Consider the following 24,509-nt stretch of genomic DNA (forward strand, 5'->3'; position numbering starts at 1 on the left):
GCTAGCGATGGGTGAGTTCCAGCCTTCAGCAAGACATTGATTGTCTTTGACCAACACCGCACCGACAGGAACTTCACCCAGAGATTCTGCCCGTTGCGCCAGTCTTAGTGCATGGCGCATCCAGTCTTCATCTTGTTCGGTTATTCCCATTCAATGGTGGCGGGGGGTTTACCGGAGATGTCGTAGGTCACACGGGAAATGCCAGCGACTTCGTTGATGATGCGGCGGGACATCAGGTCGAGGAACTCGTAAGGCAGATGCGCCCAGCGTGCGGTCATGAAATCGATGGTTTCTACGGCACGTAGGGCGATCACATAATCATAACGCCGACCGTCGCCCATGACACCTACCGACTTCACTGGCAGGAATACGGCAAAGGCTTGGCTGACTTTGTTATACAGGTCATGGCGATACAGTTCTTCGATAAAAATAGCATCGGCTTGCCGCAGCAAATCCGCAAATTCCTTTTTGACTTCACCCAAGATACGTACACCCAAACCGGGGCCTGGGAACGGATGCCGAAACACCATGTCTGAAGGTAAGCCAAGTTCTAAACCAATTTTTCTCACTTCATCCTTGAACAACTCGCGCAACGGCTCAACCAATTTTAACTTCATATTTTCTGGTAAGCCGCCGACGTTGTGGTGCGATTTAATCAAATGCGCTTTACCACTTTTTGATCCTGCCGATTCGATCACGTCAGGATAGATCGTGCCTTGGGCTAACCACTTTGCATCCGTTATTTTACCTGCTTGTTCGTCAAAAATTTCTACGAACAAATTGCCGATGATTTTTCGCTTTTGTTCAGGATCGGTAACTCCTTCCAGCGCGGCTAGATAACGCTGTTCGGCATTTACACGGATAACCTTAACGCCCATGTGTTCAGCAAAGGTTGCCATCACCTGATCGCCTTCGTGCAATCGCAGCAATCCGGTATCGACGAATACGCAGGTTAACTGGTCGGCAATCGCCTTATGCAGCAATGCCGCCACCACGGAGGAATCAACTCCACCGGAAAGGCCTAAGATAACGTGGTCGTTGCCCACCTTAGCACGAACGGCTTGGATGCTGTCGTCGATAATGCTGCTGGCTGTCCATAAATCTTCGCAGCCGCAGATTTCCAGCACGAAGCGGGACAATATGCGCGTGCCTTGTTTGGTGTGGGTAACTTCGGGGTGGAATTGCAGGGCATAGAAGCCGCGTTCTTCATCGGCAACACCGGCAATCGGTGCGCCGTCAGAGCTTGCAATCAGCTTGAAGCCTTCTGGCAGGTCAACAACTCGGTCGCCGTGGCTCATCCAGACATCCAGCAAGCCAAAGCCTTCGGGCGACAAATGGTCTTCAATACCTAGCAATAACTTGGAATGACCCCGCGCCCTGATTTGCGCATAGCCGAACTCCCTATGACTTGAAGTTTCGACTTTGCCGCCCAGTTGCTCAGTCATGGTCTGCATACCGTAACAAATACCCAATACCGGAACGTCCAGCTCGAAGACGCAAGCTGGCGCTCTGGGGGTGTCGGAACTGGTGACCGTCTCTGGGCCACCGGATAGAACGATACCGTTGGGTGCGAAATTCTTAACCTCTTCTTCCGTGCATTCACAGGAATAAATTTCGCAGTAAACGCCGATTTCACGGATGCGACGGGCGATTAACTGGGTGTATTGTGAGCCGAAATCTAGGATGAGGATTTTGTGGCTATGGATATTATTTGATTGTTTCACTCATTTTCCTGTTGGGAATTACACATTCCAGTTTTTCTGGCTCGTATGTTCCACCTGATTGACGGCATTTTTTAACTGCTTGGTAATGCATTATTTTTGACCCAAAGATTCCAGCGATCAAAGCGATTAAAATTAAAACAATCGGAAAGCTAACCATGAAAATAGCTTCCCTTTTGAAATGCTTAGAAATGCCCGAAGACATAACGGACTACTCAGTCCGATAGTTTGGCGCTTCCTTAGTAATTGTCACATCGTGGACGTGGCTTTCCCGCATTCCTGCACTGGTTACGCGCACGAACTGGGCGGTTTCATGTAAGTCTTTGATTGATTTGGCTCCGGTATAACCCATGCTGGAGCGAACACCGCCCAGCAATTGGTGGATAACCGCGAGCAAACTGCCTTTGTAGGGGACTCGGCCTTCAATGCCTTCAGGCACCAGCTTTTCAACGGAGTCGGTTTCATCTTGAAAATAACGGTCGCTAGAGCCTTGCACTTGTGACATCGCCCCTAACGAACCCATGCCACGGTAGGATTTATAAGACCGCCCTTGGAACAATTCGACCTCGCCCGGTGCTTCTTCCGTGCCGGCGAATAATCCGCCCAGCATGACCGAATGCGCTCCCGCTGCCAAGGCTTTGGCAACATCACCGGAATAACGGATACCGCCATCGGCGATCAATGGTACGCCCGTGCCTTTCAAGGCTTCTGCAACATTGCTGACGGCGGTAATTTGCGGAACACCTACTCCGGCCACAATCCGCGTAGTACAAATCGAGCCGGGGCCGATGCCAACTTTTACGCCATCTGCACCTGCTTCAACCAATGCCAATGCCGCCGCTGCGGTGGCGATATTGCCGCCAATAACCTGTACATGCGGGTAATGCTTTTTAACCCAGCGCACCCTATCCAACACACCTTGGGAATGTCCGTGGGCGGTATCGACGATAATTACGTCCACACCTGCTGCAACGAGTGCCGCTACCCGTTCTTCCGTGCCGAATCCCGTACCAACCGCCGCACCGACGCGCAAGCGTTCTTGCTCGTCCTTGCAGGCTTGGGGGTAATCTTTGGCTTTTTGGATATCTTTGACGGTAATCATGCCGCGCAATTGGAATTTTTCATTTACCACCAGCACTTTTTCGATGCGGTGTTTGTGCAGCAAAGCGATAGCTTCCTTCGGGTCGGCATTTTCGCTCACCGTAATTAACCGCTCTTTGGGGGTCATTACTTTTGAGACGGGTTCATCAAAGCGGGTTTCAAAGCGCAAATCACGGCTGGTAACAATGCCAACCAATTCGTCACCATCAACAACGGGTACGCCAGAAATATTTTTAGCACGAGTAAGTTTGATGACATCTCGTATCGTAATGTCAGGTGAAACCGTAATGGGGTCTTTAATCACCCCGCTTTCAAATTTCTTGACGCTCTGCACTTCACGCGCTTGTTGTTCGGCGGTCATGTTCTTGTGGATAATGCCGATGCCGCCTTCCTGCGCCATCGCAATGGCAAGCCGGGCTTCGGTCACGGTATCCATCGCAGCGGAAACCAGGGGAATATTGAGCGCAATGGTGCGTGTCAACTGGGTTTTGATTTGCACCTCGCGGGGCAGCACTGTCGAGTGCGCGGGTAGCAGCAAAACGTCGTCAAACGTCAGTGCTTCCTGGATGATTTGCATAATTTACACCTCACTACCTGTGAAATAGCAGCTTATTATACGGTTAAGCAGGGTTTTTTTCGTAACAATAAAATCATTATCCCCTTAGCTTATGAGAAAAAACGTTGTTTAGGCTTTAGGCAAAGCAACGTTTTTTCTGATCTATTTGAAAGTCATATCTAAGCTTTATTGATGCTGCGACTTATAAGCTATGCTTATATTCATGTAAAATCACTCATACTTAATTCAATTGAGATAGCTTCAAAAAACGCTGTTGAATCTAATTTTTGAAATACTGAGAAAGTCATTTATGTTTTATTATCACTGCCGCCCAATGTTCATTTTATTTATCCTCGCTTTAATGAGTACACTGCTAATGACAACTGCCAATGCCGAACCCCTTGATAGCCAGCGTCCCCGATCCATTCATGTCAATGGTACGAGCAAGGTTTCTGTTAAGCCTGACAAGGCAGATTTGACCTTGTCGGTGGAAGTGCAGGCGAAAACTGCTGAGGCAGCTCGTAATCGGGCTGCGGTTGCAATGGAAGCACTTATCAAAGCGGTGAAAAGTGAACATGTTGCAGATAAAGACATTCAAACTCGCTCGGTTTCGTTATATCCCACTTATTCGCCAGATACTGCCAATAGAATTATCGGCTATCAATTATCCAACCAAGTCACTGTTTGTATTCGTGATATTAACAAAGCCAGCGATATTATTGACAGTGCGGTGCGGGCTGGCGGTAATTCAACCCGTGTTCAGGGCATTAATTTTGGCATTGATAATCCTGAATCGGCTTTGAGGGACACGAGAGAAAAAGCTTACGCTAATGCTAAGATGAAAGCCGAGCAATACGCAAAATTGGCAGGTGTAAGCTTGGGTTCGCCTTTATATATCAGTGAAGGCTCTGATATTCCTGCAATGCCTATGCCTTATGGTGAAGTGCGGATGATGAAAACGGCTACGGCAGATGGCGCGTCCACTCCAGTACAAGTCGGTGAACAAGAAGTGTCAGTCACGGTTGATGTGATGTTTGGGATTGAGTAATCTGGTTAGATACCCCTATCATTCCGGCAATTTGTGCCGGAATGACGGAAGTAAATTTTCATCCAACATAAAATAAAATAAAATAACTTGATCTCTAAATCTTGCCTAATTCACCATCCAGATACCGCTGATGCCGCAACCAAAGCGTTGTATATCGGCGTGAAAGCACAGTATCACCAAGGCTATCTTACGTTACGGTATGAATTGCAAGGTGACATTGATAAACTCTTGATTCCTGAACCCCACCCGCCAAGTGTGGTGGATGAATTGTGGCAGCACACTTGCTTTGAAGCCTTTATAGCGGTTGTGGAAGAAGCACCTTATCATGAGTTTAATTTTTCGCCATCGAGTCAGTGGGCGGCTTATGGGTTCGATGATTATCGAGCAAGGAACAAATGGCAAGCCAAGCAAGCCCCCGCCATCCATTTCGTCCGCACTAACCACGCTTTGGTGCTTACCGCCGTCATTAGCGAAGCTGATTTACCGGAGAACCCGCTCAATCAACCCTATCGACTAGGACTTACCGCCGTGCTGGAAACGAAAGCGGGTGAACTTTCTTACTGGGCGCTATTTCATCCATCTGGTAAGCCTGATTTCCATCATCGCAACGGCTTTACCCTCTCACTTAACTTGGCTTAACCTTTCTTGCGGCATGAAATTTGGTATTGATCGACTACTTGAAGAACCTGATTTACGTAAGCCGTTGGCTGGAAAACGGGTTGCATTATTGGCACATCCGGCTTCTGTCACTGCCGATCTGACGCATTCCCTGGATGCCCTGGCTAATTTGCCGGACATCAAACTCAGTGCTGCGTTCGGCCCACAGCACGGTTTGCGCGGCGATAAGCAAGACAACATGATGGAATCGCTCGATTTCATTGACCCCATCCTTGGCATTCCGGTATTCAGCTTGTACGGCGAAGTCCGCCGTCCTACCGATACCATGATGGATACCTTCGATGTGTTGCTGGTGGATTTGCAAGATCTCGGTTGCCGTATCTACACCTTCATCACCACGCTGCGCTATGTACTGGAAGCGGCGGCGAAGCATGGCAAATCGGTCTGGATACTTGACCGTCCCAATCCTGCTGGTCGCCCTGTCGAAGGGCTAACGTTGCATCCTGGTTGGGAAAGTTTCGTCGGTGCGGGTGCAATGCCCATGCGTCATGGTCTGACGATGGGTGAACTGGCGAACTGGTTTATCAACACCATAAAACTGGATGTCGATTGTCGGGTCATAACTATGCAAGGCTGGCAACCGGAAGCTGCGCCTGGTTACGGCTGGCCTTTGGGCGAACGTACCTGGATCAACCCCAGCCCGAATGCACCTAACCTGTGGATGACCCGCTGCTATGCCGGAACGGTGATGCTGGAAGGCACGACCTTATCGGAAGGCCGAGGCACCACCCGCCCATTGGAGTTGTTCGGCGCACCTGATATTGATGCACGCAGTCTTATCAAAACCATGTTTGACCTAGCCCCGCAATGGCTAACAGGCTGCCGCGTGCGCGAATGCTGGTTTGAACCGACTTTCCACAAATATGCTGGACAGCTTTGTTCCGGCGTACAAATCCATGTAGAAGATACCAGTTACAACCATAACGCTTTCCAGCCTTGGCGTTTACAAACCCTAGCATTCAAGGCAATCAGACTACAACAGCCAGATTATCCGCTATGGCGAGATTTCCCCTACGAGTACGAACTCGGCCGTCTGGCTATCGACGTGATAAATGGTTCTCCCTTGTTGCGCGAATGGGCGGATGATTCTGGTGCTAATCCTGCGGATTTGGATACGCTTGCCCTAGTGGATGAACGTGCGTGGGAAGAAGAAAGACGGAATTTTCTGCTTTATTGATTGAAAGAAGTTTCATCACACCACATCTCGTGCAACTGTTCGTAGAAATACGACAAAAATCGTCACTTTTTGCTGTTTTTTAGTGCATTATTTCTTCTGTTTAACGGCACACCCAATTCAGTAAAAAACATAACACATTGAATAATATGATATTAATAATTTTTTTTGATGAACATGAAAGTTGGCATCATAACTGCGTTAATTATAATAACGAAATCGCTTTCGTGTTTTATCTCCTCGTAGTAAACCTGCTTTCTTATGAGAGCAATGGCGCATTATCTTTCCCCCTCGGATAAGTAATGCGCTTTTTTTTGCCTTTTAATTTTCCACAAAGACAATAACCGCAAAGCCGCTCGGCAATGCGCGCAGTCCCGTGTTCTACACTATTGTTTGGCTCGTCTGCCACGCCAGAACGATATGTGTAAACCGCAGATTCAAGCCCTATCTACTGGCTATCTTTCCCACTGAATCAATAAACGTACTGAAATGCGACAAATATTGTCACTTATTGATAGATTTGAGTACTCTTTGCTAGTCAATCAACTACTGCACAGCACTTTATTAAAAAATAACTTATTGTTTATTAACAAATAAAATATAAATGTTCAGATATAATAAAAATTGGCATTATATGTGCTTTATATATTGTATACGCTTATGCGTGTGTTAGCTCCTCGTGGTAAAGACTGCTTTTTTAAAGCACTAGCGCGTTATCTACTTCTCCTGGTTGATAATGCGCTTTTTTTTGCCCAAAAATTTACCCGCTAGATCAATAAGTTTCATATTCGTAGCCAGGATGGAACGAAGTGGAATCCGGGATCATTGAAGCCACAAATTCCCAGATTCCGCAAACTTCATCCAAGCCACTTGCTCGACTAGCTACACCACCTTTTCCACATCAAACACCGTACCCCGGATGGCGATCACTTTGACTTTGGTGCTGATTTCGCAGTCTTCACCGTGGACTTTCCAGATGGAATCGTCCACTTTGATTTTGCCTTGACCGTTGATTATCGGCTCGTGCAAGTTAAAAACCCGACCTATATATTGCGCCCCACGTTTATTTAGCAGGGGCTGGTCGGATTCAGTTGGGTATTTTTTGCCGTAAAACTTCCATGCCGTTACTGCAAGCACCGAAAATATGGAAAAAATAAAGACTTGGATGTTTAAGCTCAACACTGGAAACAACCAGACAATCAAGCCCGTGATAAGGCCGGAAACCGCCAGCCACATGAAGAAAAATCCTGGGGTGAGCATTTCCAGAATAAGAAATACAAACGCCAGCACCCACCAGTACCAAAATACAAATTCAATCATATAGTTAGCCCTTCTTAGTCATCGCTTCTTTTGCCAGTTCAGTGATGCCGCCCAGCGCGCCAATAATGTTACTGGCTTCTAGCGGCATAAAAATGATTTTGCTGTTGCCCGCTGAGGCAATGTCTTTTAAGGATTCGATGTATTTCTGCGCCACAAAATAATTGACTGCCTGAATATTACCTTTGGCAATGGCTTCTGACACCATCATCGTTGCCTTGGCCTCGGCTTGCGCCAAGCGTTCGCGGGCATCGGCATCGCGGTAGGCGGCTTCCTTACGGCCTTCTGCTTCCAAAATTGTCGCTTGCTGTGCGCCTTCTGCACGAAGGATTTCAGATTGCCGCAAGCCTTCGGCTTCCAGAATAGAGGCACGTTTCAAACGTTCAGCTTTCATCTGCCGCCCCATCGCTTCAACCAAATCTTTAGGTGGCGATATGTCTTTGATTTCAATACGGGTAATTTTAATCCCCCAAGGGCCAGTGGCTTCATCGACTACCGATAATAGCCGGGCATTAATCTCATCGCGCTTGGACAACAGCTCATCCAAATCCATCGAACCCATGACGGTACGGATATTGGTCATGGTCAGGTTTAAGATAGCCGCATCGAGATTTCTGACCTCGTAAGCGGCTTTAGGTGTATCCATAACTTGATAGAACACCACGCCGTCAACGGTCACCATCGCATTGTCTTTGGTGATGATTTCCTGGGACGGCACATTCATGACCTGTTCCATCATAATCATTTTGGCACCAATTCGGTCGATAACTGGCATGATGATATTCAAGCCTGGCGTTAAGGTCTTGGTATACCGTCCAAAACGTTCAACGGTAAATTCCATGCCTTGGGTCACCGATTTGACGCTCATAATTACTAGCACGACAGCGAACACCAGCAATGTTAAAAAAACCACACCTGCACTCATAAAACCCCCTGGTTGTTTAGCCTAATACCCTTTAGAGCAAATACTTATACCGATATTGCTCTTCTGGATGTTGATGCTGTAGATTTTAGCAGTCATCCGAAATATTGACCGGATAAAAGTTAATCCTCGGTTACTGCACATAGAGTGGGATTTCCAGTTTTCTTCTAAAAATTTTGTGTTATGTTGCAATCAAAGGCATAGCTACAGGATAATGCGCCGCGTGTTGTAAATGTTTAACAGGATAAAAAAATGGTACTACAAGCTCTAAATCTAGGTATTTTGACGTTGCTTTTTTTCGTTGTTGGGATGTTTAAGCCAAAATGGGCTTTATTCTTTATGGAAAAGCCCAGCCGATGGCTGATTAGCAGCATCGCCATGATTTGTTTTATGATTACCATGACTATGTATGGTCAAGGCATAAAGCAAACGCAAGTTATTGAAAAACATAAAAAACCCGCCGTTGCATTGACTGTACCAGTGCCAGTTCCAGAAGCTGTGCCTGTGCCAATACCAGCTACACCCAAAGTTGTTCCTAAGAAAAAATAGGGGGTGGTCAAAAATAAGCTTGTTCAGGGCTTCCTTAACTTACTGAACTAAGAATGCGTGAAATGGATTGCCAGCCAGATCGTCTTAGCTTCTGGCTGTGTCCATTCAACCCTGTGCCGTGTCTGAGCAGGAATCAACACATAATCACCCGCTTGTAGCTTGACCTTAGTACCGTCTTCATAAGCCAATATTGCCGCGCCTTGTAGCAACAATACCCATTCATCCCAAGGCTGGTCGTACCATGCCCCAATAGGCGTAGTGTGACCATGCGAAACAATCCGTTCTATTCTGAAGGTTTCACGCTCAACCAAGCTTTCAAACAGTTCTTCAGGTATGATTGCTGGAATGTTGTTAAAGATATTGTCTTTAGCGGTTTTCATATTGCTTTGCACCCATCTGTACCCACCCCATCTTACTATAATGTCCACATTGCCTAGCCTTTCAGATAAAACCGTCGCCATTATCGGCGGTGGCCCCGCCGGATTGATGGCTGCCGAGCTTATCAGCCAGTCGGGGTTCAAGGTTGATGTCTATGATGCCATGCTCTCCGTTGGTCGTAAATTTCTGATTGCGGGTAAAGGTGGGCTGAATATCACGCATTCAGATCCCTATGAGGTATTCCTCTCCCGTTATGGTTCACGTAGCGCTTACATCAAGCCGATGCTGGATCGTTTTGATGCGGAAGCTTTAAAGGCATGGGTGCATGGTCTGGGCATTGAAACCTTCGTCGGCTCATCAGGTCGTGTTTTTCCGGCTGAAATGAAAGCCGCGCCGTTATTACGGGCATGGTTGCACAGATTGCGGCAAAGTGGCGTTACTTTTCATGTACGCCATCAATGGCTAGGTTGGGGTGAAACTGATCCCGAAGCACTTTGTTTTATTACACCTCAAGGTGAAAAAACAATTAATGCTGATGCGGTTGTACTGGCTTTAGGCGGCGGTAGTTGGCCGCAGCTCGGTTCAACAGGCGCGTGGACAGCTTTACTTGCTCAACAAGGCGTTCAGATTGCGCCTTTAGTGCCGTCAAATTGCGGTTTTGATGCTGTGTGGAGTGAGCATTTTCGTGACCGTTTTGCTGGTCAGCCTTTAAAATCGGTCATGGCATCGTTCAATGATTTTCACCAACAAGGCGACTGCATGATAACTGCAACAGGCATTGAAGGTAGCTTGATTTACGCGTTATCCGCAGCCTTGCGTGATGAAATTGCTTTATCTGGGGCGGCTACCTTAACGCTGGATTTAGCACCAGGAAGCTCAATAGAAACATTAATAAGCAAGTTTTCTCAGCCCCGTGGCAAGCAGTCCATGGCAAACCATCTTCGTAAACGTTTAGGGTTTGATGGCGTTAAAGCAGGATTACTGCGAGAAGCTGTGCCTGCGGCAGATTTTAACGATCCCATAAAACTGTGTTCAGCAATCAAAGCACTCCCCATCAAACTAATAGCGACCAGACCGATTGCCGAGGCAATCAGCAGCGCGGGTGGCATCAGCTTTGACGCAATTGATGAACATTTAATGCTACGCGCTCTGCCAGGCGTATTTTGTGCAGGTGAAATGCTGGATTGGGAAGCACCGACCGGCGGCTATTTGCTGGCCGCCTGCTTTGCCAGCGGACGGACTGCGGGGGAAGGTGTGTTGAAATGGCTAGGTTCTCAAACGATCTAAAAAATAAACGAGGACTTAATAAAATCGTAATCATTGCCCAATAAGCTATCAAACCAAGGTCTACAAACAACAATACTCATAATCAGATAAATTATTTGCAAAGTAATTCGTCGATTTCTTGACCAAAAATGAAGTAATGCGATAATAGGCAGTTAACATTAGCTAAAATAAGCAATAAAACTCATCGCGCAGCGCTTCTATAATCCAAATGATAGAAAACCTAACACCTCAACAAGCCTGGAAATTACTACAGCAAAATGCTTCCGCAATGTTGGTGGATGTGCGTACGCAGATGGAACATGTTTATGTAGGGCATCCCATTGGCGCGGTTCATATTCCCTGGAAAGAAGCACCGAGTTGGACAATAAACCCCAGTTTTGTTGGTGATGTTAATAAATTGATTCCCAATCTTGATGCGCCAATCTTACTTTTATGCCGTAGTGGACAGCGTTCTTTAAGCGCCGCAAAAGCCTTGGAAGATGCAGGTTATAAGCGGCTTATCAATATTATCGACGGTTTTGAAGGTCCGTTAGACCCACAAAATCATCGCGGTAACTTAGGCGGCTGGCGGCATTGTGGCCTGCCCTGGCAACAAAGTTAGCGTCATAGCTCATAGTAAACTGAGTCCAACAAGGAAATAACGTCCAAAACGGACATCCTGACCATTCTATTCTTTACCTAATTAAGCCAGTATTTCAATAAATTCTGGTAACCACTAAACCCTTAGAGTACACACCTAAAGTGATCCAAAATTTAAGAAATATCGCCATCATCGCCCACGTTGACCACGGTAAGACCACCCTAGTTGATAAATTATTACAACAATCCGGTACGTTTGCCGCGCACACCAAAGTGACCGAACGCATGATGGACTCTAACGATATTGAAAAAGAACGCGGCATTACCATTCTGGCAAAAAATACTGCCCTGGACTGGAATGGCTATCACATCAATATCGTAGACACCCCCGGCCACGCCGATTTTGGCGGCGAAGTTGAGCGGGTGCTGTCGATGGTCGATTCAGTGCTGCTTCTAGTAGACGCTGTAGACGGGCCGATGCCGCAAACCCGCTTTGTCACCCAAAAAGCCTTTGCGCTGGGTCTAAAACCCATTGTCGTCATCAATAAAATTGACCGTCCTGGCGCACGTCCTGATTGGGTGGTCGATCAAACCTTTGATTTGTTTGATCGCTTAGGTGCAACCGATGAGCAACTCGATTTTCCTATCGTATTTGCTTCGGCAATCAATGGCTATGCGGGTTTGGAACATACCATCACCGAAGGCGATATGACCCCGCTATTTGAAACGATAGTGGCAAAAGTAAAGCCACCTGCGGTTGATTTGGACGGCCCTTTTCAAATGCAGGTTTCCAGCCTAGATTACAATACTTATGTCGGCGTAATTGGTATAGGTCGTATTCAGCGTGGTAGCATCAAGTCTAATCAGCCGTTGACGATTGTTAATCGCGAAGGTATTGAACGCAAAGGGCGCATGTTGCAAATTTATGGCTTTCATGGTTTGGAACGTGTTGAAGTCGCGGAAGCCCAAGCTGGCGACATTATCGCCTTTGCCGGTATTGAAAAACTGGAAATCTCCGATACCATCTGCCATCCCGATTTGGTAGAAATCATGCCACCGCTAATGGTTGACGAGCCTACCGTGACCATGACATTTCAAGTCAATAACTCACCGTTTGCGGGAAGAGAAGGCAAATATGTTACGACTCGGCAAATTCGTGACCGACTCGAAAAAGAATTACAACACAATGTCGCGCTAAGAGTTGAAGATACCGGAGATCCTGATAAATTCAAAGTATCAGGCCGTGGTGAATTGCATTTGTCCGTCCTGATTGAGAACATGCGCCGCGAAGGTTTTGAAATGGGCGTGTCGCGTCCCGAAGTTATCATTAAAGAAATTGATGGCAAGAAGTGTGAGCCTTTTGAAATGGTTACCATCGAAGTGGAAGAAATCCACCAAGGTACCATCATGGAAAAACTCGGTGAGCGTAAAGGCGACCTGACCAATATGGTGCCAGATGGCAAAGGTCGAATTCGCTTGGAATACATGATGCCTTCACGTGGCCTGATTGGTTTCCAAACTGAATTTATGACGGCAACATCAGGATCTGGTTTGCTTTACCATGTCTTCGACCATTACGGCTCGATGAAAGCCGGTGAAGTAGGCAATCGGCAACGCGGCGTGATGATTTCAATGGTGGCAGGCAAAGCCGTGACGTATTCATTACATCCTTTACAAGAACGCGGCGAATTGCTGCTAGTTAATGCCGATGAAGTCTACGAGGGCATGTTGGTGGGCTTACATTCACGCAGCAATGATTTATGCGTAAATCCTTGTAAACCTAAGCAATTGACCAACGTACGTGCATCTGGAACTGATGAAAGTTTAGTATTGGCGAGAATCCAAAAAATGACTTTGGAGCAAGCCTTGGAATTTATTGCAGAAGATGAATTGGTAGAAGTTACGCCGAAATCTATACGTTTACGCAAGAAATTATTGACTGAAAATGAACGGAAAAGAGCAGCAAAAGCTTAGACCAAGCCAATTCGTTGTGGTTTTTGTAACTGGATGACTTTAATTTAAGCATAAAAAAGCCCCGTCGCATTGCACGAAGGGGCTGTTATCGTCTGCTTGGTCAGCTTTGGGATCAATCCTTGGCAGCATCCCGTTGAAAATACTTCATCCGTCTTCACTTTTGACGACGATTGGATTATCTCAGTAAAGCCGCATAAAAAATGCAGGTAAAGGCGTATCTTGCTGTAGTCTTAAGATTACTTATTTTGGATTCCCAGCGTTTTTTCCCTAATATACCGTTGCATGGGATAAGTGACCAAGAAACTTATATCGAATATTAAAATGCGTAATTTCTGGAAAATTTTATTTCCAATTCTTGTGCCGGTGGGAGTATCCCTTTATAACAGTGCCTATATTTTAATATCTTCAATAGAACTCCACACTTTCAAAGATTTTATGATTCTTTTCGGTGTAAACGCAGTCTGGATGGCTTCTCCTCATTTTGTGTTAATTTTATTTACACCATATGACCGCGATGTAGCTACATATAATGTTCCATCCCTATGGTTTTTAGATGTTTTTTTAATTGGTTTTATTTTTTGGATTAATTTGCAGTTTTCCGCACGTGATTCAGCTTTTATATGGATCGCCTACTTTCCTATGGCACTTCTATTTATTTATTTTTTTAATTTATTTTGGCCTCGCTCTAATTTATGATCTAAAGTAAATTTGCACTCTCTTAACTAATATTTTTATTTTACGGATATAACAGCCTGTCACTTGTACTACAATAACCACTGTGATTAAACTTTAAGACCTCACCAAACCCCAGAAAATGGAACAGCGCATTGCCCAGATAGAGCGTAATACCCTCGAAACGCAAATCAACGTCAGCATCAACCTCGATGGAACAGGGAAATCCTCGTTTGATACAGGCGTTCCTTTCCTCGAACACATGCTCGACCAGATTGCCAGGCACGGATTGATTGATATTGAAGTCGTTGCCAAAGGCGATTTGGAAATTGATGCCCACCATACGGTAGAAGATGTTGGAATCACTTTAGGACAAGCGTTCGCAAAGGCCGTGGGTGACAAAAAAGGACTTGTTCGTTACGGTCATGCTTACATCCCCTTGGATGAAGCCTTATCCCGTGTTGTCGTGGATTTTTCCGGTCGTCCGGGCTTGGTGTATGATGTCAAATTCCCCCGCTCCACGATTGGCAGCTTCGATGTCGATTTGTTTCGTGAATTTTTTCAAGGCTTTGTCAATCATGCAGGAATTACCCTGCACATCGACAACTTAAAAGGCACTAACGCCCATCACGTTGCTGAAACTATGTTTAAGGCGATGGGTCGTGCTTTACGGATGGCAGCAGCCCTTGATCCCAGAATGGCAGGTATGATGCCATCAACCAAAGGTAGTCTTTGATTCCTAGCCTGTCCTGATTTTTTCCTCACATGTCTACAGTCGCTGTTATTGATTACGGTATGGGTAATCTTCATTCCATTGCCAAAGCTTTGCAACATGCAGAGCCTGAGTGCAATGTAGATGTTACTTCATCACCAGAATCTATCTTAGATGCCGATAGAGTGGTATTTCCTGGGGTTGGCGCAATCCGCGATTGTATGCAGGCACTGAATCAATCGGGATTATCAAAAGTAATTACAGAAGCTGCCAAAACCAAACCGTTTTTAGGCATCTGCTTAGGGTTACAAGCCTTGTTGACCGATAATGAAGAAAACGGTCACACACAAACATTAAATATTATTCCAGGACATGTTGTCCGCTTTGCTGAATCCCTGCAAGATAGCGACGGAAATATCCTGAAAATTCCGCACATGGGTTGGAATCAGGTACACCAAATTCAACATCCGTTATGGGAAGATATTCCCCAGGGCAGTCGGTTTTATTTTGTCCACAGCTATTATGCCAAACCTGATAACGATTTCGTTATCGCCGGAACTGCGGAATATCCGACGGCTTTCGCCTGTGCCCTCGCCCAAAAAAACATTTTTGCCGTACAATTCCATCCCGAAAAAAGTCATGCAGTGGGTTTGCAGCTACTGAAGAATTTTTTACACTGGGATGGACGCTTTGATTAACCACTATTTGACCAAACTATCTGCTTTGAGGACTTACTTGTATGTTGTTAATACCCGCAATTGATCTTAAAGAAGGCAAGTGTGTTCGTTTGCGGCAAGGGCGCATGGATGAGAACACGGTTTTTTCTGATGATCCGGTCGCTGTTGCAGGTCGCTGGGTCGCAGCAGGCGCTAAACGCATCCATTTGGTTGACCTGGATGGTGCATTTGCCGGAAGACCGCGCAATGCCGATGTCATCCATGCCATTGTGGAAGCTTACCCAGACGTACCGGTGCAAATTGGCGGCGGTATCCGCGATGAAGAAACGATCCAAGCTTACCTCGATGCCGGTGTCGAATACGTTATTATCGGTACAAAGGCCGTCAACACACCGCATTTTGTTAAAGAAATGGCGATAGAATATCCGCGTCGTATCATCGTCGGACTTGATGCTAAAGACGGTAAAGTCGCCATCGACGGCTGGTCGAAACTGTCTCGTCACGACGTAATCGACATGGCGCAGCACTTTGAGGAAGATGGCGTTGAAGCCATTATCTATACCGATATTTCCAGGGATGGCATGATGCAAGGCGTAAACGTAGAGGCCACAGCAAAACTGGCTAGAGCTATCCGTATTCCTGTGATTGCTTCCGGCGGAATTACGTCAATAGAAGACATTAAAGCCTTGGGTGCGGTTGTCGGCGATGGCATTATGGGCGCAATTACGGGTCGAGCCATCTACGAAGGCACACTCGATTTTGCCGAAGCTGCTAAATTGGCTGAATCATTCGACTAATGAGTCTAGCAAAACGCATCATCCCTTGCTTGGACGTTGACAACGGTCGCGTCGTCAAAGGCGTAAAGTTTGTTGATATTCGCGATGCCGGCGATCCGGTAGAAATCGCCAGACGTTATGACAAGGAAGGGGCAGACGAAATCACCTTCCTCGACATCACCGCCACCCATGATAACCGCGATACGATAGTGCATGTGGTCGAGCAAGTTGCCAGCGAGGTGTTTATCCCATTGACGGTTGGCGGTGGCATTCGTACGTTGGACGATATTCGCCGAATGTTGAATGCAGGAGCAGATAAGGTGGGGATTAACAGTGCCGCTGTGTTTAATCCTGATTTTGTGCGTGAGGCGGCGGAACGCTTTGGTTCACAATGTATTGTTGTTGCGATAGATGCCAAAAAAGTAAGCCCACCGAACGAAGCTGATCGGTGGGAGATATTTACCCACGGCGGACGTAAAGGTACAGGCATTGATGCCGTCGAATGGGCGAAAAATATGGTTAGCTATGGCGCAGGTGAAATCCTGTTGACCAGCATGGACAGGGACGGCACACGCATAGGTTTCGATTTACCTTTAACCCGTGCGATTAGCGAAGCGGTTTCCGTACCAGTAATAGCATCGGGCGGTGTGGGTTGCCTGGATCATCTGGCGGATGGGATTATTGAAGGCAAGGCGGATGCCGTATTAGCTGCCAGCATTTTTCATTTTGCCGAATATACCATTCAGCAAGCTAAAGAACGCATGGCTGAACGCGGGATAGAGGTGCGTCTATGACAAAAACCTGGTTAGATGAAATTCGCTGGACGGCAGAAGGCTTGGTCGCGGCAATCGCACAAGATGCTGAAACTGGGAAAATTCTCATGTTCGCCTGGATGAATCGGGAATCTTTAGCGTTGACGGTAAGCGAAGGCTATGCCGTGTATTGGTCTAGGTCACGAAATAAACTTTGGCGCAAAGGCGAAGAATCTGGGCATCGGCAAAAAATTGCCGGAATTTATCTCGATTGCGACGAAGACGTAATTTTGTTGTTGGTCGAACAGATCGGTGGCATTGCTTGTCATACGGGACGGGAAAGTTGTTTTTACCGGCAATTATTGGACGGCAAATGGCTAACAGTCGCACCCGTCTTAAAAAATCCAAAAACGATCTACAAAAACCATGAGTGATATATTGCAACAACTCGCGCAAGTGCTGGAACAACGTAAACTGGAATCGGCGGACAAATCTTATGTTGCCAGCCTGTACGCAAAAGGTCTGGATACCATCTTGAAAAAAATCGGCGAAGAAGCCGCCGAAACCATCATTGCGGGTAAAGGTGGTGATAATCAACAAATTATTTATGAAACCGCTGACCTTTGGTTTCATTGTATGATTTTGCTGGCTAATCAAGGATTAGGTCCAGAAGATGTATTAAACGAGTTACAACGACGCTTTGGGCTGTCTGGTTTGGATGAAAAATCACAGCGTTCCAGCTAGGTAAGTAGGTTATACTTCGGGCGGTTACGCACGGAAATCACTGTAGATTGGCTTACGTTTTCACTAACCCAATCGCGTAACTTATTTTCTTTAACGAACATTGGAGAATTTGGATGGGCATCAGCGTTACAAAATTGTTGATCGTATTGGCGATTATTGTTGTTATTTTTGGTACCAAACGCCTTAAGAATGTCGGTGGTGATCTGGGTGCAGCCATCAAAAGTTTTCGATCCGCTATTAAGGATGAAGAAAATAAAGATGCTGCCAAAAATGATGACGATAAGCCCGTAACCGGCGAAGAATCTGCCCCCAAAAGCGATAAAGATTGATGTTTGATATTGGCTTCTCGGAACTGTGTATGGTTGGGCTGGTAGCTCTGCTGGTCATCGGGCCGGAAAAACTGCCTAAAGTTGCCAGAATGGCGGGTTTTTGGGTAGCAAAGTCGAAACGGATATTGGCTTCCGTAAAACAGGAAATCAACGAAGAATTTCAAGCGGAAGAACTCCGTCAATCGCTAAAAAATCAAACCGGAATCAGTGAATTTCAGAAGATGCTTGATGATACTTCCAATGATCTCCGTGCCATCAAAGACTCAATCAAACAGAAATCTGAAACCAGTAATTTGACGCAAAACAACATAAAGCAGGATGAGCAGTAATAATTCGGAAGAAGAGGGGGTTGAGCAATCCTTTATTAGCCACCTTATAGAACTGCGTAACCGCTTGCTACGCATCATTTTGTGCGTACTATTGGTGTTTCTGGCATTAACCAACTACGCCAATCAGCTTTACAGCATTGTCGCTGGTCCATTGATGAAGCACATGCCAGAAAATAGCACCATGATTGCTATTGATGTAGCTTCACCGTTTTTGACTCCATTCAAACTTGCGTTAGTCGTCGCCGTCTTTATATCCATACCCGTTATCCTGTACCAATTTTGGGCATTTGTAGCTCCTGGTTTGTACAAGCACGAACGCCGAATGATCTTGCCTTTGATGGTCGCCAGCACCCTGTTATTTTATTTGGGTGTGGCGTTCGCGTACTTTGTAGTCTTCCCTTTGGTATTTGGGTTTTTGACCGCGACAGCCCCCGTCGGCGTTACCGTCATGACCGACATCACCAAGTACCTCGATTTTGCGCTGACCATGTTCTTCGCCTTCGGGGTTTGCTTTGAAGTACCCATCTTCACCATTGTCATGGCGTGGACAGGTTTAGTCACTCCCGCTCAAATGGCCGAACAACGACCTTATGTGATTGTAGGTGCGTTTATCATCGGCATGTTACTCACCCCGCCCGATGCTATTTCCCAAACCTTATTGGCTATCCCGATGTGGCTGTTGTTTGAAATTGGCTTATTATTTTCCAGGTTGTATACCCCCAGAAGTGATGCTGAAAGCGACAATCAACAGAAAGTGCTTAAAAAACGGGAAGACTAAGAAATATTTCTGCCTCTTTACGATCAAAAATCAATGCTATTAGCCGAACAAAGCCAGATATAGTAGTTGATTTAATTATCGCAAGATACTGAACTACACAAAATTTGTGATCGAGTTAACAAAAAACTTGACTTTCTATGTTGTTTACTAATTAGAAACAATTAGTTTAATGTTTGACGTATTGTATCTAATAATTATCCCTGTATAGTACCAACCATACTACCAGCAAAGCCTTAATACGGCTTCTAAGCTGATAACCTGCTTCCTATCACTACTAAAAGGCGTAACGATGAGTACTTTGAACAAAGACATCTTGATTGGGCTACTGTTTATAACAGGAATATGGAGCTTTATTTCTGCTCAGTTCATCATTTCAACGGTGCTATTTGCAGGTGCTGCTATTTATAGCAACATGGTAATGCGTACCAACTAAACACGTTAACTCTCTTCAACCCTGTGTTGTCTACAAGCAGATCCCCCTCATGGCTCTGCTTGATCTTTTACCTCCCTTTGTGACAGCACAAAGGGAGGTTTTTTTTGGCCTTCAGTTCCGATTGGCAAAGCACATGTCACAATGGCGTGTTTCCATAACAAATCTTCAACTTCACACTGCGGCACATAACCCGTAACTGCGTATTTTAAAACCGCCCTGACACATTCAAAATCTTCTTTTTGGGCGGCTTTCTCCAGGGTAGCAAGCAAGGTTTCCAACTCCGCCCAGGATATTACCTGCTCTTCTGCACGCATGATGCGTTTGTGTGTGGTTTCGGAAACATTGTCGCCTATCAAAAGTTCTTCGAAAAGTTTCTCTCCTGGCCGCAGACCGATAAAACTGATTTCGATCTCTCCATTTGGATGATTTTTGTCTTTTACTTCCAGACCACTTAAATGAATCATGCGTTTGGCAAGGTCAACAATGCGGATCGGTTCACCCATATCCAAAACAAAAACATCCCCCCCTTGCCCCATTGCACCAGCCTGGATAACCAACTGCGCCGCTTCGGGTATTGTCATAAAGTACCGAATAACCCTTGCGTCGGTAACAGTAACCGGCCCACCTTGGGCTATCTGTTCCCTAAATAACGGCACGACGGAACCAGACGAATCCAAAACATTACCAAACCTTACCATGGTGAAACGTGTGTGATGTTTATTAACAGTATCTAGACTGAGTGCTTGTAGAATCAGTTCAGCAAAACGCTTGGTTGCACCCATGGTGTTAGTGGGCCTTACCGCCTTATCCGTTGAAATGAGTACAAATGTTTCAACGTCTGCGCTAATGGCGGCTTTTGCAGTGCTTAATGTGCCAAATATATTGTTCCAGACCGCTTCGCCTGGGTTTTTTTCAACCATTGGTACATGTTTATAGGCTGCGGCGTGATAAATAGTTTGCACGGTAAAAGTTTTACACACCCGTTCGATTCGTGAGGCATTCGTGACAGAGCCGAGTATTGAAATAATTTCTGGTGCTTCAGAGTTTATTCTGGCAGATAGCTGATGTAATTCTTTTTCAATTGCATACAACCCAAATTCACTGATTTCAAAAAGCACCAGTAACTTAGGTTGAAGTTGGATAATCTGGCGACACAACTCAGAACCTATCGACCCGCCCGCCCCAGTCACCATCACGACCTTGCCGCTAATATTGGCGGATAACAGTGAGGCATCGGGGGGCACCGAATCCCTGCCCAAAAGATCCGCAATATCAATTTCTTGCAGGGTATCAACCTTAACTTTACCTTGGGCAATGTCCGATAATCCAGGCATTGACATCACATGCACTGCATAAGGCTCCAGCAAACGGATGATCTCACTTTTTCTTGACCGTGTCGCCGATGGAATAGCCAGCAATACATCTGCGAGCTTGTGCCGTTCAATTAAATAACTTAAGGAACTCAGTGGATAAATACGCAGGCCATTGACTTTTTGTCTTTGTAACGCGCTTTCGTCATCAATGAAAGCCACCGGCTTAAATTCACGGCCATGAGCCAATGCAGAGGCTAATTGGATGCCAGCACTACCCGCACCGTATATAACGACATTTTTTTGGTTACTCTTTTCAAAACGTCTGGCACCGCTCAAGCTCATGTAAATTTCACCTAACCACCAGCGCACAAAAAAACGGCTACTGGCAACAAGCACCATCATATTCAGCCAATTTAAAGGGGTAACGGTTCGTGGAATACCCTTAATGCCAGACTGGTACATAATCAAAGCAAAAACAAGGGCATAGAGTGTACATGCCTGAATAATCGTCCATAAGGCACGGATTTCTATGTACCGGATAATCGCCCGGTACAGCCCCAGCCTTAAAAAAATGGGTACGGCTATAACGGGAGCAGCCGCAAACAAATACCACATATCGCCTTTGGGTACGTAAAACTCTCCATAACGTAAGGAAAATGCAGCCCAAAGCGCCAACACTGCAAAAAAAATATCCGCACTGATCAGTATCACGGCTTTTGTGCGTCGTGAAAGTGTAATAAATCTATAAGCTAATTGTGCGCCCATTAATTCACTCCTTTCCTTAGTAGTTGCCCATGCCACAGTTTCAACACGGTGAATCGTTGGTCAGCATGTTTGCGTTATTATGTTTGTTAATGCGAAACTCCATCACCACTTATTACTTTGAGAAAGGTTAACCATAATACATAAAGGTCAAAACCAAACGATTTCCGTTGCATGTACTCTACATCAAGTTTGACTTTTTGCGGTATTGGCAATTCATCCCTACCATTAATCTGCGCCCAACCCGTCAAGCCCGGCAACAAGTGGTAAACACCGTTTTGGCTTCTAAGTGCAATAAGGTCGTCCTGGTTAAACAAAGCAGGTCGAGGTCCTACAAAGCTCATATCGCCCTTGATAATGCTCCACAATTGGGGTAGTTCATCAAGGCTTGTTCGTCGCAAAAACCCGCCAATCGAAGTAAGGTACTGGTCAGGATTACTAAGCAAATGCGTGGCAACCGCTGGCGTATCGGTTTGCATACTCCTAAATTTGGGCATACTGAAAATTTCGTTGTTCCGTCCAACCCGATCAGACCAATACAGTATAGAACCTTTAGATGTGAGCTTGATTAAGAGTGCCAATAACACCAGCGGAATCACTAAAATAATAAACGCAATCAACCCTAATAATAGATCAAATACGCGCTTCATAATTGAACACGCTGTGGCAATTCTGTAGATGTACTGTGGGCGGTCACTTTCAGCCCTTCTGTCAGTGAAAACGGAGGTGTCCAATCCAAATACTGCTGTGTTTTGCTTATATCGACTTGCAAAGAGCCGCATAAACGCTGCGCTACCTTGTGTTTACCTAGCAACCTTGCGCCAGAATCTATCCAACTTTGCGGCACGGGCAAGAGCCTCGCTTTGACACCGAGTGCGGTTGCACACGCATTCAATAATTCCGTGGTGGAAAGGTCGCAGCCATCAGAAACGAAAAAAACTTGATTGGCAGCCGCAGGATGGTCAATACATCTAACAATCAGACTGACCAAGTTACTTATATACACAAAGCTGCGCTTATTGTGGATAGCACCAAACGGAAGCGGAATGCTGCGTTGCAAAGCGTGCATCATACTTGCAAAGTTAGCCTTTACGCCTGGTCCATAAACCAATGGCGGTCGTATAACGGTAATCTCCATGCCAGTTTTCTGTGCAATGAGGAAAAGCCCTGCTTCCGCCTGATGCTTCGACAAGCTGTAGCCGTCCTGTGGATTCGGGACATCTTCTGCTTTAAATGGCTTACCGGGTTCGGTGTATTCGCCATTGACTTTGATCGAGCTAAGGAAAATAAACCGCTGCACACCCCGACTAGCGGCTTGTTGTGCCAGATTCAAAGTGCCAATGACATTAACCTTGTGAAACTCTGTAAAGGGATTGTGTGCAGTGTCGTCCATAACGTGTACACGCGCGGCGGTATGTATGATGCAATCAACGCCATCAAGGTTTGATGACCAATCACTCTGCTCTTCTAAGTCAGTTACTCTTAAGATGCTTGCGCCATCCAACAGGAAAGGCCTTCTAACAGCGCATAAAACATCAAAACCTTGCAGAACTAATTCCGCAGAAATAGCCCTGCCTATAAATCCGTTGGCACCAGTTACCAGTATTTTTTTCAAAACAAGCTCGTCAAAATTGCACCTGCTAACAGAAATCGGTCTGAAAGCTTACGTCTTACTTTTGGTATGTAGCAAAGCAACTGTAGTTGAGAAATAATGTTTTTATTTTCAAGCAACTTGATAAGCTGACCCAACTCAGAATGGGCTGAAATTTTATAACAAACTTTGGTTATTTTGATAACTTCATCCCTATACCATCGCTGCTTAAGTTTTTGCAACCTAGTCCATTTGGCAGTGATGCCAACATTTGCGCCGACCACGTTAGTTTGATGTTGGCGATATTTTACCGAAGGTACGCTGTCAATTATCCACTTACGTCCATTAGCACGACAAACGGCATAAGTAAGCCAATCATGTAAAGTAGCTTCCTTAGCGGGACTATTTTCATCTAATAGATGTTCCCGCAATTTGTTGATTAACCACGGAGTCATCAAAAAAGTACACCCTGGCCCAGCTGATTCAAATAAAAAATCGAGTTCGCGTTGTGGTTGGGCCTTATCTAATAACTTCTCACGACCATCAGGCCAAAAAGCGATGACATTTGATGAAACGCCATCCGCGTTATGTTCTCTTGCAAGTTGAATATGCCGAATCAACTTATCTGGACACCAAATGTCATCTTGATCGGCGAAAGCAATATAGTCGAAGTCATCAATCTCAGCATCTAAAATCAATCTATAAAAATTCTTTGCCGCAGACCCAAAGCTAAGAGTGTTGGGCAATAGCGTTATATTGCTTTTATCTGCTGAATATTTTTGGAGATATTCTGTGCTACTGTCTGCTGAAAAGTCATCAGAAACTATCAAACTAACTAGGCATTGTTTTTGATGGAGGATTGAATCTAATTGTTCTGGCAAATAAGTTGCCCCGTTTTTTACCGCCATCAAAACAGCAACTTTTGTTGCAATACTTTCCATTCAGCTATTTAACCTACCTTGTTTTAGTTAAAACTTAGCGTTTTTTATAAACTGCCACCAAGCAGTATTGCGGGATTACTTTTGATAAAAATTCACTTTTAACCATAAAGGGTAGTGAAAAAGTTTTTAGCAGTTGCCATTCTGGGCTTAAATTGTTTAATTCGGCTTCTTTGTAATGTTTTTTATGGTCTTGATCCAACAGAAAACCTTTGTCTCCAGGAACGGCAATAACAAGACCGGCATTTTTACGAGTAATACGCGAACATTCATGAAGAGACCTTTGCACAAACAGCAGAAACTCCGGCTGACTGGTCAAAAGCCGATTTTTTTGAATTGGCATTCACCTTAATGGGCGGTATTCGGCTGAAATACGCATTTATCTCGCCATTTTTCATAAACCCTTGGCTATTTTTCGC

General features: G+C 45.5%; 28 protein-coding genes and 1 pseudogene. 18 read left to right on the top strand and 11 right to left on the bottom strand.

Features of this window, described 5'->3' with window-relative positions; translation table 11 throughout:
* The 3 genes and pseudogenes from AC1YY3_RS10940 to guaB form a co-directional block, all read right to left on the bottom strand.
* Nucleotides 1-150: pseudogene (locus AC1YY3_RS10940) on the bottom strand (tRNA-specific adenosine deaminase); the annotation flags it as partial.
* Nucleotides 141-1,724, bottom strand: coding sequence for a glutamine-hydrolyzing GMP synthase (guaA, locus tag AC1YY3_RS10945; RefSeq protein WP_481824816.1), 1,584 nt, complete (start codon nt 1,722-1,724; stop codon nt 141-143). The pseudogene AC1YY3_RS10940 and the gene guaA, both read right to left, overlap by 10 nt.
* A 208-nt stretch (nt 1,725-1,932) precedes the next feature.
* On the bottom strand, nt 1,933-3,399 hold the full coding sequence (gene guaB, locus AC1YY3_RS10950; protein ID WP_481824814.1) for an IMP dehydrogenase: 1,467 nt from the start codon (nt 3,397-3,399) through the stop codon (nt 1,933-1,935).
* A gap of 340 nt (nt 3,400-3,739) precedes the next feature.
* Here guaB and AC1YY3_RS10955 point away from each other — a divergent pair, with 340 nt between their 5' ends.
* The 3 genes from AC1YY3_RS10955 to AC1YY3_RS10965 all read left to right on the top strand — a co-directional run bounded on the left by AC1YY3_RS10955 (nt 3,740) and on the right by AC1YY3_RS10965 (nt 6,281).
* Nucleotides 3,740-4,426, top strand: a complete 687-nt coding sequence (locus AC1YY3_RS10955) for an SIMPL domain-containing protein (RefSeq protein WP_481824813.1) — start codon at nt 3,740-3,742, stop codon at nt 4,424-4,426.
* Between the two features lie 87 nt (nt 4,427-4,513).
* The gene (locus AC1YY3_RS10960) at nt 4,514-5,065 is read left to right on the top strand and encodes a DOMON-like domain-containing protein (protein WP_481824812.1); all 552 of its coding nucleotides are present in this window, start codon (nt 4,514-4,516) and stop codon (nt 5,063-5,065) included.
* A complete protein-coding gene (locus AC1YY3_RS10965; RefSeq protein ID WP_482194473.1) occupies nt 4,974-6,281 on the top strand; it encodes an exo-beta-N-acetylmuramidase NamZ family protein in 1,308 nt (435 codons plus the stop codon). Before AC1YY3_RS10960 ends, AC1YY3_RS10965 begins: the two co-directional genes overlap by 92 nt.
* Before the next feature lie 879 nt (nt 6,282-7,160).
* Here AC1YY3_RS10965 and AC1YY3_RS10970 read toward each other — a convergent pair.
* Nucleotides 7,161-7,598 (bottom strand): NfeD family protein, encoded by a 438-nt coding sequence (locus AC1YY3_RS10970; RefSeq protein WP_481824810.1) that lies wholly within the window; start codon nt 7,596-7,598, stop codon nt 7,161-7,163.
* Between the two features lie 4 nt (nt 7,599-7,602).
* Nucleotides 7,603-8,520: an SPFH domain-containing protein gene (locus AC1YY3_RS10975; RefSeq protein ID WP_481824809.1), complete on the bottom strand. Its 918-nt coding sequence runs from the start codon at nt 8,518-8,520 to the stop codon at nt 7,603-7,605.
* Nucleotides 8,521-8,826: 306 nt separating this feature from the next.
* Between AC1YY3_RS10975 and AC1YY3_RS10980 the strand changes: the two genes are divergently transcribed.
* Entirely contained in the window at nt 8,827-9,066 is a 240-nt protein-coding gene (locus AC1YY3_RS10980; protein ID WP_481824808.1) for a hypothetical protein, read from the top strand.
* A gap of 47 nt (nt 9,067-9,113) precedes the next feature.
* Here the strand turns inward: AC1YY3_RS10980 and AC1YY3_RS10985 are convergent, their stop codons facing one another.
* The gene (locus AC1YY3_RS10985; RefSeq protein ID WP_481824807.1) at nt 9,114-9,446 is read right to left on the bottom strand and encodes a cupin domain-containing protein; all 333 of its coding nucleotides are present in this window, start codon (nt 9,444-9,446) and stop codon (nt 9,114-9,116) included.
* 40 nt (nt 9,447-9,486) lie between these two features.
* Here AC1YY3_RS10985 and AC1YY3_RS10990 point away from each other — a divergent pair, with 40 nt between their 5' ends.
* The 14 genes from AC1YY3_RS10990 to AC1YY3_RS11055 all read left to right on the top strand — a co-directional run bounded on the left by AC1YY3_RS10990 (nt 9,487) and on the right by AC1YY3_RS11055 (nt 19,486).
* Entirely contained in the window at nt 9,487-10,731 is a 1,245-nt protein-coding gene (locus tag AC1YY3_RS10990; RefSeq protein ID WP_481824806.1) for a TIGR03862 family flavoprotein, read from the top strand.
* Between the two features lie 208 nt (nt 10,732-10,939).
* Nucleotides 10,940-11,332: a rhodanese-like domain-containing protein gene (locus AC1YY3_RS10995; protein ID WP_481824805.1), complete on the top strand. Its 393-nt coding sequence runs from the start codon at nt 10,940-10,942 to the stop codon at nt 11,330-11,332.
* 140 nt (nt 11,333-11,472) lie between these two features.
* Entirely contained in the window at nt 11,473-13,284 is a 1,812-nt protein-coding gene (typA, locus tag AC1YY3_RS11000; protein ID WP_481824804.1) for a translational GTPase TypA, read from the top strand.
* Nucleotides 13,285-13,575: 291 nt separating this feature from the next.
* Complete coding sequence (locus AC1YY3_RS11005; RefSeq protein ID WP_482194474.1) at nt 13,576-13,980, top strand: hypothetical protein; 405 nt, start codon at nt 13,576-13,578, stop codon at nt 13,978-13,980.
* 118 nt (nt 13,981-14,098) lie between these two features.
* The gene (hisB, locus tag AC1YY3_RS11010) at nt 14,099-14,692 is read left to right on the top strand and encodes an imidazoleglycerol-phosphate dehydratase HisB (protein WP_481824802.1); all 594 of its coding nucleotides are present in this window, start codon (nt 14,099-14,101) and stop codon (nt 14,690-14,692) included.
* A 29-nt stretch (nt 14,693-14,721) separates the two neighbouring features.
* Entirely contained in the window at nt 14,722-15,366 is a 645-nt protein-coding gene (gene hisH / locus AC1YY3_RS11015; RefSeq protein WP_481824801.1) for an imidazole glycerol phosphate synthase subunit HisH, read from the top strand.
* A 41-nt stretch (nt 15,367-15,407) separates the two neighbouring features.
* Nucleotides 15,408-16,142 carry a 1-(5-phosphoribosyl)-5-[(5-phosphoribosylamino)methylideneamino]imidazole-4-carboxamide isomerase gene (hisA, locus tag AC1YY3_RS11020; RefSeq protein ID WP_481824800.1) on the top strand — a complete coding sequence of 245 codons (735 nt, stop codon included), beginning with the start codon at nt 15,408-15,410 and terminating at the stop codon, nt 16,140-16,142.
* Entirely contained in the window at nt 16,142-16,915 is a 774-nt protein-coding gene (gene hisF, locus AC1YY3_RS11025; protein WP_481824799.1) for an imidazole glycerol phosphate synthase subunit HisF, read from the top strand. Before hisA ends, hisF begins: the two co-directional genes overlap by 1 nt.
* Complete coding sequence (gene hisI, locus AC1YY3_RS11030) at nt 16,912-17,307, top strand: phosphoribosyl-AMP cyclohydrolase (RefSeq protein WP_481824798.1); 396 nt, start codon at nt 16,912-16,914, stop codon at nt 17,305-17,307. The genes hisF and hisI overlap by 4 nt, the downstream gene beginning before the upstream one ends.
* Entirely contained in the window at nt 17,300-17,617 is a 318-nt protein-coding gene (locus tag AC1YY3_RS11035; protein ID WP_481824797.1) for a phosphoribosyl-ATP diphosphatase, read from the top strand. The genes hisI and AC1YY3_RS11035 overlap by 8 nt, the downstream gene beginning before the upstream one ends.
* A gap of 113 nt (nt 17,618-17,730) precedes the next feature.
* Nucleotides 17,731-17,946, top strand: a complete 216-nt coding sequence (tatA, locus tag AC1YY3_RS11040; RefSeq protein ID WP_481824796.1) for a twin-arginine translocase TatA/TatE family subunit — start codon at nt 17,731-17,733, stop codon at nt 17,944-17,946.
* Nucleotides 17,946-18,275 carry a Sec-independent protein translocase protein TatB gene (tatB, locus tag AC1YY3_RS11045; protein WP_481824795.1) on the top strand — a complete coding sequence of 110 codons (330 nt, stop codon included), beginning with the start codon at nt 17,946-17,948 and terminating at the stop codon, nt 18,273-18,275. Before tatA ends, tatB begins: the two co-directional genes overlap by 1 nt.
* Entirely contained in the window at nt 18,265-19,053 is a 789-nt protein-coding gene (gene tatC, locus AC1YY3_RS11050) for a twin-arginine translocase subunit TatC (RefSeq protein ID WP_481824794.1), read from the top strand. The genes tatB and tatC overlap by 11 nt, the downstream gene beginning before the upstream one ends.
* Before the next feature lie 289 nt (nt 19,054-19,342).
* A complete protein-coding gene (locus AC1YY3_RS11055) occupies nt 19,343-19,486 on the top strand; it encodes a hypothetical protein (protein WP_481824793.1) in 144 nt (47 codons plus the stop codon).
* Nucleotides 19,487-19,533: 47 nt separating this feature from the next.
* On the opposite strand, the gene AC1YY3_RS11060 is transcribed toward AC1YY3_RS11055, so the two are convergent.
* The 5 genes from AC1YY3_RS11060 to AC1YY3_RS11080 all read right to left on the bottom strand — a co-directional run bounded on the left by AC1YY3_RS11060 (nt 19,534) and on the right by AC1YY3_RS11080 (nt 24,409).
* The gene (locus AC1YY3_RS11060; RefSeq protein ID WP_481824792.1) at nt 19,534-21,510 is read right to left on the bottom strand and encodes a polysaccharide biosynthesis protein; all 1,977 of its coding nucleotides are present in this window, start codon (nt 21,508-21,510) and stop codon (nt 19,534-19,536) included.
* A 140-nt stretch (nt 21,511-21,650) separates the two neighbouring features.
* On the bottom strand, nt 21,651-22,211 hold the full coding sequence (locus AC1YY3_RS11065) for a sugar transferase (protein ID WP_481824791.1): 561 nt from the start codon (nt 22,209-22,211) through the stop codon (nt 21,651-21,653).
* Nucleotides 22,208-23,176: a UDP-glucose 4-epimerase family protein gene (locus AC1YY3_RS11070; RefSeq protein WP_482194475.1), complete on the bottom strand. Its 969-nt coding sequence runs from the start codon at nt 23,174-23,176 to the stop codon at nt 22,208-22,210. Before AC1YY3_RS11070 ends, AC1YY3_RS11065 begins: the two co-directional genes overlap by 4 nt.
* A complete protein-coding gene (locus AC1YY3_RS11075; protein WP_482194476.1) occupies nt 23,173-24,093 on the bottom strand; it encodes a glycosyltransferase in 921 nt (306 codons plus the stop codon). Before AC1YY3_RS11075 ends, AC1YY3_RS11070 begins: the two co-directional genes overlap by 4 nt.
* Nucleotides 24,094-24,127: 34 nt before the next feature.
* Nucleotides 24,128-24,409, bottom strand: a complete 282-nt coding sequence (locus AC1YY3_RS11080; RefSeq protein WP_482194477.1) for a hypothetical protein — start codon at nt 24,407-24,409, stop codon at nt 24,128-24,130.
* Nucleotides 24,410-24,509: the final 100 nt, after the last annotated feature.

The organism is Methyloglobulus sp. (genome assembly GCF_964779595.1).